Raw genomic sequence first — 14,946 nt, forward strand, 5'->3', positions numbered from 1 at the left:
CAGCGAAATATTTACGCCACAGGATTTATCGAAAGCACCAATATCAGGCAAGGAATATGCCGCATTTGAACATCTGAAAGGCCTTTGTTCTGTCGTCGACACGCCTGTCCGCCAACCAAAAACTTATTAACGATGTCGCAGGGGAAACGGAATAAAAAACTGTTTTCCTTTGCGGTTTCACTCAATTCTGCTATCTTTGCATCATTAAAAGAGTATCTTGCTATGCAAACAAAATGTCATCTTTCGGTGTTGATACATGAGCAAGCCAAGAAATACGGGGAGCGTGACGCGCTTACCTTCCGCAGTTTCGGTAGCTTGGAGTGGAAGACAGTATCGTGGAATCAGTTCTCCTTGCGTGTGAAACAGGTCAGCAACGCCCTCTTGAACCTTGGGGTCAAGCCGCAAGAGAACATTGCTGTGTTTGCACAAAACTGCATTCAGTATCTCTATACCGACTTCGGAGCCTACGGTGTTCGCGTGGTTTCGATTCCTTTTTATGCCACAACGAGCGAGCAACAGATACAATATATGGTCAATGATGCGCAGGTTCGCTTCCTTTTCGTGGGTGAACAAGAGCAGTACAACAAGGCCCATCGCATCTTTGCACTGTGCCCTTCGCTCGAAAGAATCATCATCTTCGACCCCAGTGTGCGCATCAGTACGCACGACCCTCACGCACTTTATTTCGATGATTTCATTGCCTTGGGCGAGAAGTTGCCCCGGCAAAGCGAGGTGGAGCAGCTATGGGGACAGGCTAACGACGAGGATATATGCAACATTCTCTATACAAGTGGGACGACAGGTGACAGCAAAGGCGTGATATTGAGCTACGGACAGTATCACGCAGCCATGGAAGCTAATGACAAATGTGTGCCTGTGGGCGAGCAAGACCGCGTGATTAGCTTCCTCCCGTTGACGCATATTTTCGAGCGAGGTTGGGCATATCTGTCACTGACGGAGGGCGCACAGCTCATCATCAACACCTATCCGAACGAGATACAGCAAAGCATGCGCGAGACGCATCCAACGAGTATGAGTGCCGTTCCGCGCTTTTGGGAGAAGGTATATATTGCAGTCAAGTCGAGAATTGACGAGGCCAATGCCGTTCAACGCAAGGTTTTTCAGCATGCATTGAGCGTAGGAAGGAAGCGAAACATCGAATATTTGAGTCGCGGAAAGCGTGTTCCGCTGGCCTTGGAACTTGAATATCAGCTCGTCAACAAGACCATTTTGAGTCTTGTGCGCAAGCAGATTGGCTTGGAAAATCCCAACATCTTTCCCACGGCGGGAGCTTATGTGTCGCCCGAAGTGGAAGAGTTTGTCCACTCAGTCGGCATCTGTATGATCGTTGGTTACGGTCTGACGGAGAGCCTCGCTACCGTTTCTTGCGACCATAAAGGCGAGCCTTACACGATTGGGTCGGTGGGAAGGCCCATCGAAGGACTTGAAATCAAGATCGGAGATAACGACGAAGTGTTGCTTAAAGGCCCCACGATTACGCGCGGGTATTATCACCGTGACCAGATAAATGCAGAGGCTTTCGATGCCGATGGCTTCTTTCATACGGGCGATGCCGGCTATCTCAAGAACGGAGAACTCTTCTTAAAAGAACGTATCAAAGACCTTTTTAAAACGTCGAATGGCAAGTATGTGGCCCCACAACTGGTGGAATCGCTGCTTCTTGTGGATAAGTATATCGATCAGGTTGCCGTGGTTGCCGACCAAAGAAAGTTCGTTTCGGCTCTCATTGTGCCCGAGTTTCGATTGCTTGAAGACTGGGCTCGCGAGCGGAATATCCCTTTCTCGAGTCGCGAAGACCTGTGCGACAGTGAGGCTATCCACGCCATGATGCAAGACCGTATCGAGACTTTGCAACAGCAACTGGCCTCATATGAGCAAATCAAACGCTTCACTTTGCTGTCTCATCACTTCTCGATGGAGAGCGGAGAACTGACGAATACGCTCAAATTGCGGCGACCTGTAATCTATAAAAACTATGCTGAGAAGATTGATAAAATGTACGAAGAAGTATGATTACAGCAGATCAGTTGAAAGATATCGTTGAACGTACCGACGCATTGCGGCGATATTTGAACATCGACCAAAAGAAAATAGAATTCGAAGAAGAGCAGTTGCGTACGCAAGCTCCCGACTTTTGGGACGATCCCAAGCGTGCCGAAGCGCAGATGAAAAAGGTAAAAGGCATTGAGAAATGGCTGAAAGAGTATGCCCATTGCCGTGAGTTGACCGACGAACTTCAGCTGGCTTTCGACTTCTATAAGGACGAAATGGTGACCGAAGAAGAGGTGGATGCCGACTATGCCAAGGCCATCAAGGCCGTCGAGGACTTGGAGTTGAGAAACATGTTGCGCCAAGAAGAGGACGCTATGGACGCGGTATTGAAAATCAATTCGGGCGCGGGTGGCACCGAAAGTCAGGATTGGGCCGAGATGTTGATGCGCATGTATCAGCGTTGGAGCGAGGCCCACGGCTACACAGTGAAGATAACTGACATTCAAGACGGCGACGAAGCCGGCATTAAAAGCGTCACTATGACCATCGAAGGCGGCGACGCTTACGGCTATCTCAAGTGCGAGAACGGCGTTCATCGCTTGGTGAGAGTCTCGCCCTACAATGCGCAGGGAAAGAGAATGACCAGTTTTGCGAGCGTGTTTGTCACACCTTTGGTCGATGATTCCATCGAAGTGTATGTCGATCCGGCCAAGGTGAGCTGGGATACATTCCGCTCTGGCGGTGCAGGAGGGCAGAATGTGAACAAGGTAGAGTCTGGAGTTCGCCTGCGATATCAGTATGAAGACCCCGATACAGGGGAGCATGAAGAGATCTTGATTGAGAATACCGAGACGCGAGACCAGCCGAAGAACCGTGCAAAAGCCATGCTTCTGTTGAAGTCGCAGCTCTATGATAGGGCGCTAAAAAGGAAGCAAGCAGAGCAAGCAAAGGTGGAAGCAGGGAAGAAAAAGATTGAGTGGGGCAGCCAAATTCGCAGCTATGTGTTCGATGATCGGCGTGTAAAAGACCACAGAACCGGCTATCAAACGTCTGATGTTGACGGCGTAATGGATGGCAAAATAGATGGTTTCATCAAGGCATATCTGATGGAATTCGCGGCAACCGACGCCGAAAAGGAAGCGTAGAGATGGAGAAACAAATAAAAATAATAATCTAAAAGACTGACACAATGAGTAATAACAAAACATTGAGAAAGGCAAAACGCGAAGCCTATCAGAAGAAACAAGAGTCGGAAGGCAAGAATATCGTCAACTGGATATTCATTGGTTTGATAGCTCTTGCCGTCCTTTATCTGATTATTATGGTTGCCATGCAATGAGTAGCGGGCTGGAAATAGAACGTAAGTTCCTTGTCAAGAAAGGCGGAAACTATAGAGATGCCGCTTTCAACTGTGTGCACATCAAGCAAGGTTACATTCCAGCTGAGGGCGCAACTGTGCGCATTCGGCTCCGAGGTGACAAGGCTTTTCTAACCATCAAGAGCCGTTCTACCGACAACGGACTGTCACGTTACGAGTTCGAAAAGGAGATTTCTGTCGACGAAGCAGCCCATCTGATGATGCTTTGTAAGGGTGGTGTGATCGATAAACACCGCTATTTGGTGAAGTGCGGCAGCCATATCTTCGAGGTGGATGAGTTCCATGGCGACAATGAGGGGCTCGTTATGGCTGAGGTGGAACTGCAAAACGCTGAAGAATCTTACGAGAAACCCGACTTCATCGGCATGGAAGTGACGGGCGACAAACGCTTCTATAACTCGCACATGCTGCATTATCCTTTCAAACTATGGCGCGAGTCGCTGCCCGAAGCATACCGATAGGCTTATGAATATAGAAGAAATCCGCACCTATGTCCTGTCGCTTCACCCCGAAGTTACCGAAGACCTGTTTGCCAGCGACTGGCTTTCTTTCCGCATACATGGCAAATGGTTCGTACTGATTTGGCTCGAATCGCCTGAGCCACGCATAGCCGTCAACATACAACCCGACACGGCTCGCGAGCTGAGAGAACGCTTTGACGCTATCCGGCCGGCCTATCACTTGAACAAAGAACATTGGAGCGACCTCTTCATTGAACGGCTTGACGACGGGTTAGTCAGGCAACTCATTCGCCAATCTTATGTGAACATCGTTGGAAAACTGCCCAAGAAAGCCCGCGAAAATCTGTCGTTGGCCGACTGATGGAGCACGGTTTGCCATCTCACATAATATGATTGAACGTTATCCTGCAATGACAAACAGCAACAAAAAGGCAATATATTCTTTCTATTATACCATAAAAGCGGAATATTTTTTATAAATTTGTCGTCAGTATTCCATCAAACCATGATGAAATGTCAGAAGAAAGAGTAAACTTCGGGAGCAAGATTGGCGTGATATTGGCCACAGCCGGGTCGGCTGTAGGGCTTGGAAACATTTGGCGTTTCCCCTATATGACGGGCGAAAATGGCGGAGCTGCGTTCATTATTATCTATATATTGTGCGTCATTGTGCTTGGAATTCCCTGCATGATTGGCGAGTTTATCATCGGCCGTCACGGTGCTTCTAACACGGCAAGAGCCTACACTCGTCTCGCAAAAGGGACGAGATGGAAGTGGATCGGCTACTTGGAAGTGCTCACAGGTTTCCTGATTACGGGTTATTATGCAGTCGTTTCAGGTTGGTGTCTCAACTATATCTATGCCGCTTTGATGGGCGAATTGAAAGGCGATCCGGCCTTTATTACGGCGTATTTTGAGGCTTTTTCCAACGATCCGATACGTCCCGTGGTCTGGACAATCATTATCTTTGGCATCACACATTTCGTGATTGTGCATGGCGTTCGCAATGGCATTGAGAAGGCTTCCAAGCTGATGATGCCCACGCTTTTCGTGCTTTTGCTCGTCATTGTGGTTGCCGCCTGCCTGCTGCCCGGGGCATCCAAGGGCATGGACTTCTTGCTGAAGCCCGACTTTTCCAAGCTCACGGGCGACGTTTTCCTTGGGGCTTTGGGCCAATGTTTCTATTCTTTGAGCATCGCCATGGGTTGCCTGTGCACCTATGCCAGCTATTTCAGCCGACAGACCAACATCAGCAAGGCGGCCGTTCAAATCGGATTGATCGACTTGTTGGTGGCCGTTCTGGCCGGACTGATGATATTTCCCGCGGCTTTTTCAGTCGGAATCAGTCCCGACAGCGGTCCTTCGCTCATCTTCATCACGTTGCCTAACGTCTTCAATCAAGCCTTTTCGGGCTTCCCGGTCATTGGTTGGCTCGTGGCTTTGATGTTTTATGCACTGCTTTCGCTGGCCGCTTTGACCTCTTTGATATCCCTTCACGAGGTTAACACCGCTTTCTTTTATGAAGAACTGCACATCTCCCGCAAGACAGGCGCATGGATTGTGACCGTCGCCTGCTGCCTGATTGGAGCGGTATGTTCGGTGTCTATTGGACAGAAAGCCCACATGTCGGTCTTCGGAATGGACCTTTTCGAACTCTTCGACTTCGTGACCGGACAGCTGATGTTGCCCATCTGTGGCATGTTGATGTGCCTTTTCATGGGCTGGTATGTGCCGAAACAAATCATCAAAGACGAGCTGACGAACTGGGGAACGCTGCGTTTCAGCTGCTATCATCTGTTTATCTTCGCCATGCGCTTCGTCTGTCCGCTGTGCATTTTGGCTATCGTGCTGCATCAATTCCACTTGATATGATGGCCATGAGCAAGAGCGAAAACGTCCCATACCCCTTGAAACGCATCTGATGGCATGAAACTCAAGGAATTCTTTTATTTCAACCGCTCCGATCGCCAAGCCATTCTCTTCCTGCTTGCGCTGGCCGTGGCTGCAATCACAGCGTTCTTCCTCTTCGACGACAAGACGGTCACCACGGAAAATGGCTATCGGTCGCAACCCCAGAAGGGTAGAGTGGACGGTAAAACCGGCCAACCATTATATTATAAGGTGGAAGAACGGATGCCCGAACTGTTCACATTCGACCCGAATACGGCCGACAGTACCGCCCTGTTGAGCTTGGGTCTGCGCCCATGGCAGGTACGCAACATCTACAAATACCGCAGCAAGGGCGGCATTTATCGCTGTCCGGGCGACTTTGCCCGCCTTTATGGGCTCACACAAAAGCAGTATCTTGCCCTGAAACCCTATATCCGTATCGGCAAAGCGTACCAACCTGCCGCGCTTCTTCCCGAGGCGCAAGAGCGCAAAGCACGCCATGACAGCCTCGTGGCACACTATACACCGAAGCTGAAAGCAGGAGAACACATCGAGTTGAACGCTGCCGACACCTCACTTTTGCAGCATGTTCCAGGCATAGGGCCCTATTATGCGCGTCAGATTGTGCGCTATCGTGACCGCTTGGGTGGCTTCGTCAATCCCGCACAGTTGCTGGAAATCGATGGCTTTCCGGCCACTTCTCTGAACTATTTCAGCGTGAATGCCGCCCTTGTTTCAAGGCTGAATGTCAACCAACTCACGCTTTCTCAACTGCGACATCACCCTTATATCGACTTCTATATGGCCCGCGATATCGTGGATTATCGCCGACTTCGCGGTCCGTTGAAGCGGCTTGACGACCTTCGGCTCCTCAAGTCTTTTCCCCCGGAAGCCCTCGAACGCCTTCGTCCTTACATCACCTTTTGAGAGATAGAGCCCACCCCCGGCCCCTCCCGAGGGAGGGGAGAGACGCAAGTGCGCCTGTTCCGGTTGGCAATGTCAGCTATATTGCGCGGTAAAATGGCTGCGGTTAGCGTGCAATATGGCTGACTTTGCACCGCAAAATGAGCCATATTGGAAGCCTGTGTCCAACAGGTTGTTTCCCAATGGCTTACAGATGGAATGGCAGACGATGAATGGAAGAATGCCGATGGTTTGATTTCGGTCCGGCAGATACATCATAACGGGTAAACAGGTAGGCTTTTTTAATGGACAAACAACATGACGATGATAGTAATACTTGATGCCTTCCGACGAATAAGCAGGCTTTTTAACCGCCGGCCCCGTGGAGTTTGTTCACGGCATGAGGCATGTTCGCTCCCTCGTTTTGTCGAGTGGCCTCACTTCAACATATTTACTGCCAACCCGCTTGCCTGTTAACTCGTCAACTTGTCAACTATAAAGCGGGCGGACGCACGAGCCGTGCGTCCCTACATGCGTGTAAGTGGTTTGCTGCATCAGCTGTTTTGCACATGGATAGGAGTGAGAAGGAGATGTAGAGACGCACGGTTCGTGCGTCCGCTTAAGATGAATAGTGAGTGAATGCAGATAGTTGTTGGAGCGGACGCACGAGCCGTGCGTCCCTACATGCGTGTAAGTGGTTTGCCGCATCAGCTGTTTTGTACATGAATAGGAGCGAGAAGGAGATGTAGGGACGCACGGTTCGTGCGTCCGCTTAAGATGAATAGTGAGTGAATGCAGATAGTTGTTGGAGCGGACGCACGGGCCGTGCGTCCCTACATGCGCATGAACAATCAACTTGTCCACCCGTCTACTTGTCTACTGTTAATCAAAATGTGAGTGGACGCACAGGCCATGCGTCCCTACTTAGCCCGCAATCTCACTCTCCCTCCCTTTGGGAGGGCCGGGGTGGGTGTCTCTTTTCCCCTCAACATACCTGCGCAAGCCTTCATCTCCAAGCACTTCGATGTCGTCATAAAGTCCGAGTATGAAGCGACCAATGCCCAGATAGCTCATCATATCGGCTTCGAAAAGCCAGTGATGCTCATCTTCGGGCGTGAAAAACCCCGAAGAAATAGGGTACTCTTCAAGCATAAGATTGTAGGAAAGTTGGCCCATGCGCAGCCGGACACGGTAGCTTTGCTCGCCCGAAAAGCCGAACATGTCGGTGAAAACACGCTTATGAAGGTCGGCATGTATCCAAGGTGCGTCGTAGATTTCAACCTTTCCGATGCGCGCCAGCTTGAATGTTTTGTTCATTCCCGATGCAAATTCGTAGCAACGCACGTCTTGATGGTCGTTCAAAAAGAGGAAAGGTTCGACCACACGGTCGCTGAATGAATGGCTATGAGGCGAGGAATAACGGTGCAAACAGACTACCCTTCGGTTGTTGATGGCCGTGGTGAGGTCATCGAGATTGCGAAGTTGCTTCTTCCGATAGCGTGAGTCGGTGAAGCAACGCAGATCGTAGGCGCAGGCCAACTTACGCTTAATAGAGGCTACGGTGGGGTTCTTGGCGTCGGCACCGTCGGCAAGTTGAAAGAGCAAAGCAGCCTCCGTGGCCGTGAAATTCACCGAAGAAGCGATGCGTTGAAAGAACGGTGAATTGGGATCAAGACGGTAACAGTTTCCGTTACGCAGCACTTTGAAACCGTAATCACGCAGGAATTGAAGATAGTAATATAGGTTGCGACGCGTGCAATTCAGGTGCTTACACAAGTCTTGTGCAGTGTAATCGGTACCGTCGGTCATTAAAAGTATGAGCGAAAGCTCGTTGCCTAATTTCTTCATAGAAGCCTAAAACCCCTCCCAACCTCCCCAAAGGGGAGGAGTAACTACTTGAGAATATTTCATTTTCTTATTCTCCTCTTTACGAGAAAAGAGGAAGAAAGACTACTTAAACATCAGTTCACCTTCCCCAATCTCGGGCTCCCTCCCTTTGGGAGGGCTGGGGTGGGTGTTGTAACTCCTCCTATGCAGCTCGCTAATCCCGTGCTCCTCAATTCCCTGATAATGCTTTTTGGTGGGATAGCCCTTGTTGCTTTCCCAGTCATAAAAGGGGTGGAGGCGGGCCTGTTCCACCATGTAATCATCGCGATAGGTCTTGGCCAAGATGGCGGCGGCGGCAATACTCTGGTATTTTCCGTCGCCCTTGACGATGCAAGTGTGGGGCAATTGCCTGCCGGCATCGGGAAGTTTCGCGCCAACGACATAAGGATCGAAGTGGTTCCCGTCGATAATCAGAGCCTCGGGGCGCACTTTCAGTTGATCAAGTGCACGGTGCATGGCCAAGAAACTGGCGTGGAGAATGTTGATTTCGTCAATCTCTTGGGGTGTAGCAATGCCCACGGCCCACGCCAAGGCATCATGTTCAATCTGTTCGCGCAAGGCATAACGCTTCTTGGACGAAAGCTGCTTGCTGTCGTTCAGGGCCGGATTGTCGTAGTCGGGAGGCAGAATGACCGCCGCAGCATAGACACTTCCGGCCAGACAACCGCGGCCGGCTTCGTCGCAACCGGCCTCGACAAGGCCGTGATAATAATGCGGAAGAAGCATATAAACTATTTTTTATCATGCAAACACGAGACTGATGCAAGGCCGAGCAGGCAGACATGCAACGCGTTTTACTTGTTAACATGTCAGCTTGTCAACTGAAGTGCGAGCGGACGCACGAGCCGTTCGGTTCCTACATGCTGAAAAGCACACAATTTGTTCACTCGTTTGCCGTCAACTTGGCCACTTCAAAACATCGTGTTGATGCGTTTAATGGCCGCAATGAGGGCATCGACCTCCTCGAAAGTGTTGTAAAGTGCGAAGCTGATGCGCGAAGTTCCGAGCACACCCAAGCGGTCCATGAGCGGTTGGGCACAGTGATGGCCCGTGCGAATGGCTATACCGAGGCGGTCGAGCAGCGTGCCCATGTCCATATGATGAATGTCGCGGAGCTGAAAACTGATGACGGCATCGTGGCGTAAGGGCGAAGAAGCATCGTCGGGCACGCCATAAAGCTTCATTCCTTCAATCGTTCGCAGTTGCCGGATAGCATAACGCGTGAGTTCTTCCTCATGCTTTTGAATGGCCTCCATGCCCAAATCGGATACATAATCCAGGGCTTTTGCAAGCCCGGTCGTGGCGATATAGTCGGGTGTTCCAGCCTCGAACTTCAGCGGCGGACGCTCAAAAGTGGTCTTGTCGAAGCTGACATGCGAAATCATCTCGCCACCACCCTGATAAGGGGGCAGCCGGTCGAGCCAATCTTCCTTGCCATACAGCACGCCGATGCCCGTGGGGCCGTAGACCTTATGCCCGCTGAACACGAAGAAATCGCAATCAAGTTGCTGCACGTCGACCTTGAAATGGGGTGCACTCTGGGCCCCATCTATGACGACCGGAACGTTATGTTCATGTGCAATACGAATGATTTCTGCTACCGGATTGATGGTCCCCAAGACGTTGCTGACATGAGAAACGCTCACAATCTTGGTTTTTTCGCCAAGCATACGCTCAAAGGCTTCGAGGTCGAGAACGCCGTTATCGTCCATCGGAATGACCTTCAGAACAATGCCTTTTCGGGCTTGTTGAAGTTGCCAAGGAACAATATTAGAATGGTGTTCGACGGTGGAAATGATGACTTCGTCGCCTTCTTGCATGAAAGCTTCACAGAAACTCGACGCGATGAGATTGAGTCCTTCGGTGGTTCCGCGGGTGAAAACAATCTCATTTGCGGTTCTTGCATGAATGAATCTGCGCACCGTTTCGCGCGCTCCCTCATGCAGTTCTGTAGCTTGCTGGCTGAGCCAATGCACCCCACGATGCACGTTGGCATTGACATTCACGTATTCTTCGCGCATCGTATCCAGCACACAGAGCGGCTTCTGCGTGGTGGCCGCGTTGTCGAAATAGACAAGTGGGCGGTCATAAACGGTGCGCGAGAGAATGGGGAAATCCTTTCTTATCCGGTTTAATTCGTAATCCTTCATTTAAAATTCATCATTATGATTGGTTTGCAAGCCTGACCTCTCCTCTTTTCAGCGGTTTCTTTCCACCTCAAGATGAGGAGCCGTAATTGACGAAAGTATAAGTTGTGCCCCACGGAAGTATAAGTTGTGCCTTACGAAAGTATAAGTTGTCAAAAACACCTCCATGGAGTGAAGCGGTCACTTGCACAAATCGCAGCCCTCACACTTGTCCAGTTCGCCACGGAAACGCTTCTCGACAAGGTGGTGCAGACGGTCGCGCAGCGGTTCAAGTTCCATCTTGTCGATGACCTCATTGATGAAAGCGAACTCCAAGAGCAGCTTAGCTTCCTTCTTACTGATGCCGCGTTGCTGCATATAGAACATGGCCGCATCGTTCAATTGCCCCACCGTTGAGCCGTGGGCACACTTCACATCGTCGGCATAAATCTCCAGCATGGGCTGCGTGTACATGTGGGCGGTCTTCGTGGCGCAGAGGTTTTGGTTGGTTTCCTGACTGATGGTCTTCTGCGCTTCCTGCCTGACGAGCACACGACCGGCAAAGGCTCCCACCGCATTGTCGTCGAGAACGTATTTATAAAGCTCGTTGCTTGTGCAATGCGGGGCCTGATGATCGATGAGCGTATTGTTGTCTACGTGTTGTTCCTTATCGGCCACCACACAGCCGTTGCAATGGCATTCGGCCCCTTCGCCCTTGAGAACGAGGTCGAGGCGATTGCGCGTTACGCCGTTATGCAGGGTGATGACGTTGTGATTGACGCGGCTGTTGGCCTGCTGTTCGATGTAGACATTGCTCAAACGCGTGTTTTTCAGATGCGTTTCCTCTAAGCAGTTGAGTTCCAAACTTGCATTCTCGGCCACATAAGCCTCGATGACTTGTGTGGAAAGAAACTTGCGGTTGTCGGCTGCATGGTCGCAAAATAGGAACTTGGCTTCGGCACCTTGTTCCATAACGATGAGCACACGGCGGTTGACCATGAGGTCTACATCGGCGCGAAGGATATTGATGACCTGAATAGCACGGTCTATTTTGACATGCTTCGGCACGTAGACAAAGAGGCCATCTTGGGCGAACATCGTGTTCAAAGCTGTGACGGCATCTTCTCGGGTATCGGCAATCCGGGCATAATATTCAGCGATGAGGCCCGGCTTCTGAGTGGCTACGTGCCCCAAGGAGTCAACGATGACGCCCTCGGGCAGGCCTGCTTGCGGCAGCATCTTGTTATAAAAGCTGTCGTTGACGACGAAGTAAAGGGACGTACTGAGGTTAGGTACGTCGCATTTGAACGTGTCGTAAGGGTTCAACGGTATCTCCAAACGATTGAGGTTTAAGCCATAATCCGGTGCAAACAAGGCCGGAATGTCGGTGTATTTGTAGCGTTCTACCTTGCGTGTCGGGAAACCTTGTGCCTTGAAATCGGCAAAGGCACGGTCGCGAACGGCGTTGAGCGCCTCGGCCGCATGGCGTTTAAGCATGCCCGAAGCCTCGTTGTAGAGATCGATATATTGTTGTTCACTGTTCATCATCAGCCACTTTGTTAGTCATCATATCGGGCATCAGCCTCTTCTTTGATCCAATCATAACCGTGTTGTTCGATTTCCTTGGCCAGTTCGGGGCCGGAAGTCTTGACGATTCTTCCTTTGTAAAGCACGTGAACCAAGTTGGGTTTGATCATGTCCAGCAGGCGTTCGTAATGTGTGATGACGATGGCCGAGGTCTTTGCCGTGTGCATTTTGTTCACACCGTCGGCCACAATGCGCATCGCATCAACGTCAAGTCCCGAGTCAGTTTCATCGAGAATGCTGAGCGTCGGCTCCAACATTGCCATCTGAAAGATTTCATTTCGCTTCTTCTCTCCGCCCGAGAAGCCTTCGTTGACCGAGCGATGTGCCAGCTTACTATCCAAATCTACCAGCTTTCTCTTCTCGCGCATGAGCTTCAAAAAGTCGGCGGCATTCAGCGGTTCCCGGCCTTCATACTCGCGCTTGGCATTGATAGCGGCTCGCATGAAATTGGTCATTGACACGCCGGGTATCTCAACCGGGTATTGGAACGAAAGGAACAAGCCCGCCCGCGCCCGGTCCTCGGGCTTCATCTCAAGCAGGTTCTGACCGTTAAAGACGGCTTCTCCCTCGGTAACCGTATAGAGCGGGTTTCCTGTGAGCACTGCACTCAGCGTTGATTTTCCCGAGCCATTGGGCCCCATAATCGCATGAATCTCTCCATCATTGACCGTGAGGTCGATGCCTCTTAATATTTCTTTGCCGGCAATCTCGGCATGCAAGTTTCTTACTTCTAACATTTTCTTACTTCAAAATCGTTGTTATTCCTTTATCCTACAGTTCCTTCAAGACTCACACTCAACAGCTTTTGGGCCTCAACGGCAAACTCCATGGGCAGCTTGTTGAGCACTTCTTTGGCATAACCATTGACAATCAGCCCCACGGCCTGCTCGGTCGGGATGCCACGTTGGTTGCAATAGAAGAGTTGGTCTTCGGATATTTTGGAGGTAGTGGCCTCATGTTCCACCACAGCCGTGTCGTTATGGATATCCATATAAGGGAAGGTATGGGCGCCACAATTGCTGCCTAACAGCAGAGAATCACACGAACTGTAGTTCCGGGCATTGTCTGCATGGGGCGTTGCACGCACAAGTCCGCGATAAGAATTCTGGCTGTGACCGGCCGAAATGCCTTTGGATATGATGGTAGATTTGGTGTTCTTGCCCATGTGAATCATCTTTGTTCCGGTGTCGGCCTCTTGATAATGATTGGTAACAGCAACACTATAGAACTCTGCAACGGCGTTGTCACCACGCAAAATACACGAAGGATACTTCCAAGTAATGGCCGAACCCGTTTCGACCTGCGTCCAACTCAACTTCGAATTGACACCACGCAGGTCGCCTCTTTTGGTCACAAGGTTCAGCACACCGCCCTTTCCTTGCTCGTCACCGGGGTACCAATTCTGCACGGTCGAGTATTTCACCTCGGCATTATCCTTGACAATGATTTCCACAATGGCTGCATGAAGCTGGTTCTCATCACGCATCGGGGCCGTACAACCCTCCAGATAGCTCACGTAGGAATCGTCTTCTGCGACGATTAACGTGCGTTCGAACTGACCCGTGTTGCGTGCATTGATACGGAAATAACTGCTGAGTTCCATCGGACAACGCACGCCTTTGGGAATATAAACAAACGAACCATCGCTGAAAACCGCACTGTTGAGCGCCGCAAAATAGTTGTCACGATAGGGCACAACGCTTCCCAAATACTCTTTAACCAAGTCGGAATGCTCCTTAACGGCCTCGCCTATACTACAGAAGATGATACCTTTCTCGCGCAATTTCTCCTTGAACGTGGTCTTCACCGACACCGAATCCATGATGGCATCGACGGCCGTTCCGCTCAAAGCCAAGCGTTCTTCCAAGGGAATCCCCAGCTTGTCGAAAGTCTTTTCCAGCTCCGGATCGATCTCTTTGTTCTTCGGTTTCTTGGCCAAAGGGTCTGCATAATAAGAGATAGCCTGATAATCTATCTCGGGAAGATGTACATGTCCCCAAGTAGGTTGCTTGAGATGACTCCAATATTCATAGGCTTTCAGGCGGAAATCAAGTAGCCATTCGGGTTCTCCTTTCTTGTGCGAGATAAGGCGAACAACGTCTTCGTTGAGCCCTTTCTCTATGATATCGGTCTGTACATCAGTGGTAAAGCCGAACTCATACTTCTTCTCTGCCACCTGTTTTACAAACTCATTCTTTTCCTTTTCTGCCATTTTACAACTGTCTGTATGAATATGACTGACAAATAGTGTACCATTTCCAATATGGTCACATTTGTTATTAATTACAATAGTGACACCCTGTCATTGCCGAAGAGTGCCACTACCTTATATATGCCTGCAAATGCCGAGACGGCTGAAAGCAACTTCTCTTCAGGTCTATGCAGCCGCCGGCATACGGCAAGAGCCGAGGCGCATTTCCCACATGGCGAGTTCTCCCATACACTCCCAAAACATTCCCACCGGGATGAAACACACAGTTCCAGGGGGTTGGAACACACCGTTCCATCGGGATGAAACGCACAGTTCCACGGGGATGAAACACACAGTTCCAGCGGGGTGGAACGCATAGTTCCAGCGGGATGAAACACATGGCCTCTCCGAGAGGTAATTGGTTTTCAGCCACCGGGCTGTTCTGCGCGACCGCTTTGGTGTGCCGTTTGTTTCCGATATTTGCAGATTGCTGATGAGTGGCAGGTCAGC

At 50.5% G+C, this 14,946-nt stretch carries 14 protein-coding genes; 7 read left to right on the forward strand and 7 right to left on the reverse strand.

What is annotated here, in order from left to right; all coding sequences use genetic code 11:
- The first annotated feature begins 222 nt into the window (after positions 1-222).
- The 7 genes from H164_RS0105400 (at position 223) to H164_RS0105430 (ending at position 6,669) form a co-directional block, all read left to right on the forward strand.
- Positions 223-2,034 carry an AMP-dependent synthetase/ligase gene (locus H164_RS0105400; RefSeq protein ID WP_019967673.1) on the forward strand — a complete coding sequence of 604 codons (1,812 nt, stop codon included), beginning with the start codon at positions 223-225 and terminating at the stop codon, positions 2,032-2,034.
- Positions 2,031-3,158: a peptide chain release factor 2 gene (gene prfB, locus H164_RS0105405; RefSeq protein ID WP_008564422.1), complete on the forward strand. Its 1,128-nt coding sequence runs from the start codon at positions 2,031-2,033 to the stop codon at positions 3,156-3,158. The genes H164_RS0105400 and prfB overlap by 4 nt, the downstream gene beginning before the upstream one ends.
- A gap of 44 nt (positions 3,159-3,202) precedes the next feature.
- Complete coding sequence (locus tag H164_RS15675) at positions 3,203-3,352, forward strand: hypothetical protein (protein WP_008564423.1); 150 nt, start codon at positions 3,203-3,205, stop codon at positions 3,350-3,352.
- Positions 3,349-3,852, forward strand: a complete 504-nt coding sequence (locus H164_RS0105415) for a CYTH domain-containing protein (protein ID WP_019967674.1) — start codon at positions 3,349-3,351, stop codon at positions 3,850-3,852. Before H164_RS15675 ends, H164_RS0105415 begins: the two co-directional genes overlap by 4 nt.
- A 4-nt stretch (positions 3,853-3,856) precedes the next feature.
- On the forward strand, positions 3,857-4,213 hold the full coding sequence (locus tag H164_RS0105420) for an MmcQ/YjbR family DNA-binding protein (RefSeq protein WP_019967675.1): 357 nt from the start codon (positions 3,857-3,859) through the stop codon (positions 4,211-4,213).
- Between the two features lie 152 nt (positions 4,214-4,365).
- Positions 4,366-5,724, forward strand: coding sequence for a sodium-dependent transporter (locus H164_RS0105425; RefSeq protein WP_019967677.1), 1,359 nt, complete (start codon positions 4,366-4,368; stop codon positions 5,722-5,724).
- A gap of 54 nt (positions 5,725-5,778) precedes the next feature.
- Positions 5,779-6,669, forward strand: a complete 891-nt coding sequence (locus tag H164_RS0105430; RefSeq protein WP_019967678.1) for a helix-hairpin-helix domain-containing protein — start codon at positions 5,779-5,781, stop codon at positions 6,667-6,669.
- Positions 6,670-7,134: 465 nt separating this feature from the next.
- Here H164_RS0105430 and H164_RS15680 read toward each other — a convergent pair whose 3' ends face one another.
- From H164_RS15680 to sufB, 7 genes are all read right to left on the reverse strand, one after another.
- Positions 7,135-7,509, reverse strand: a complete 375-nt coding sequence (locus H164_RS15680) for a hypothetical protein (RefSeq protein ID WP_169336422.1) — start codon at positions 7,507-7,509, stop codon at positions 7,135-7,137.
- Between the two features lie 60 nt (positions 7,510-7,569).
- Positions 7,570-8,493: a helix-turn-helix transcriptional regulator gene (locus H164_RS0105440; protein ID WP_019967680.1), complete on the reverse strand. Its 924-nt coding sequence runs from the start codon at positions 8,491-8,493 to the stop codon at positions 7,570-7,572.
- 102 nt (positions 8,494-8,595) lie between these two features.
- On the reverse strand, positions 8,596-9,258 hold the full coding sequence (locus tag H164_RS0105445) for a ribonuclease HII (protein WP_019967681.1): 663 nt from the start codon (positions 9,256-9,258) through the stop codon (positions 8,596-8,598).
- A 185-nt stretch (positions 9,259-9,443) separates the two neighbouring features.
- Positions 9,444-10,682, reverse strand: a complete 1,239-nt coding sequence (locus H164_RS0105450) for an aminotransferase class V-fold PLP-dependent enzyme (RefSeq protein WP_019967682.1) — start codon at positions 10,680-10,682, stop codon at positions 9,444-9,446.
- Positions 10,683-10,859: 177 nt separating this feature from the next.
- Positions 10,860-12,203 carry a Fe-S cluster assembly protein SufD gene (gene sufD, locus H164_RS0105455; protein ID WP_025829639.1) on the reverse strand — a complete coding sequence of 448 codons (1,344 nt, stop codon included), beginning with the start codon at positions 12,201-12,203 and terminating at the stop codon, positions 10,860-10,862.
- A gap of 14 nt (positions 12,204-12,217) precedes the next feature.
- The gene (sufC, locus tag H164_RS0105460) at positions 12,218-12,982 is read right to left on the reverse strand and encodes a Fe-S cluster assembly ATPase SufC (RefSeq protein ID WP_008564433.1); all 765 of its coding nucleotides are present in this window, start codon (positions 12,980-12,982) and stop codon (positions 12,218-12,220) included.
- Between the two features lie 29 nt (positions 12,983-13,011).
- Positions 13,012-14,457, reverse strand: a complete 1,446-nt coding sequence (gene sufB / locus H164_RS0105465) for a Fe-S cluster assembly protein SufB (RefSeq protein ID WP_019967684.1) — start codon at positions 14,455-14,457, stop codon at positions 13,012-13,014.
- Positions 14,458-14,946: the final 489 nt, after the last annotated feature.

Origin of the sequence: Segatella maculosa DSM 19339 = JCM 15638 (genome assembly GCF_000382385.1) — a bacterium.
Taxonomy (GTDB): domain Bacteria; phylum Bacteroidota; class Bacteroidia; order Bacteroidales; family Bacteroidaceae; genus Prevotella; species Prevotella maculosa.

What these genes read in the sequence shown, in the direction of transcription:
- H164_RS0105400 (WP_019967673.1), top strand. Translation starts at nt 223, where the DNA reads ATGCAAACAAAATGTCATCTTTCGGTGTTGATACATGAGCAAGCCAAG.
- prfB (WP_008564422.1), top strand. Translation starts at nt 2,031, where the DNA reads ATGATTACAGCAGATCAGTTGAAAGATATCGTTGAACGTACCGACGCA.
- H164_RS15675 (WP_008564423.1), top strand. Translation starts at nt 3,203, where the DNA reads ATGAGTAATAACAAAACATTGAGAAAGGCAAAACGCGAAGCCTATCAG.
- H164_RS0105415 (WP_019967674.1), top strand. Translation starts at nt 3,349, where the DNA reads ATGAGTAGCGGGCTGGAAATAGAACGTAAGTTCCTTGTCAAGAAAGGC.
- H164_RS0105420 (WP_019967675.1), top strand. Translation starts at nt 3,857, where the DNA reads ATGAATATAGAAGAAATCCGCACCTATGTCCTGTCGCTTCACCCCGAA.
- H164_RS0105425 (WP_019967677.1), top strand. Translation starts at nt 4,366, where the DNA reads ATGTCAGAAGAAAGAGTAAACTTCGGGAGCAAGATTGGCGTGATATTG.
- H164_RS0105430 (WP_019967678.1), top strand. Translation starts at nt 5,779, where the DNA reads ATGAAACTCAAGGAATTCTTTTATTTCAACCGCTCCGATCGCCAAGCC.
- H164_RS0105440 (WP_019967680.1), bottom strand. Translation starts at nt 8,493, where the DNA reads ATGAAGAAATTAGGCAACGAGCTTTCGCTCATACTTTTAATGACCGAC.
- H164_RS0105445 (WP_019967681.1), bottom strand. Translation starts at nt 9,258, where the DNA reads ATGCTTCTTCCGCATTATTATCACGGCCTTGTCGAGGCCGGTTGCGAC.
- H164_RS0105450 (WP_019967682.1), bottom strand. Translation starts at nt 10,682, where the DNA reads ATGAAGGATTACGAATTAAACCGGATAAGAAAGGATTTCCCCATTCTC.
- sufD (WP_025829639.1), bottom strand. Translation starts at nt 12,203, where the DNA reads ATGAACAGTGAACAACAATATATCGATCTCTACAACGAGGCTTCGGGC.
- sufC (WP_008564433.1), bottom strand. Translation starts at nt 12,982, where the DNA reads ATGTTAGAAGTAAGAAACTTGCATGCCGAGATTGCCGGCAAAGAAATA.
- sufB (WP_019967684.1), bottom strand. Translation starts at nt 14,457, where the DNA reads ATGGCAGAAAAGGAAAAGAATGAGTTTGTAAAACAGGTGGCAGAGAAG.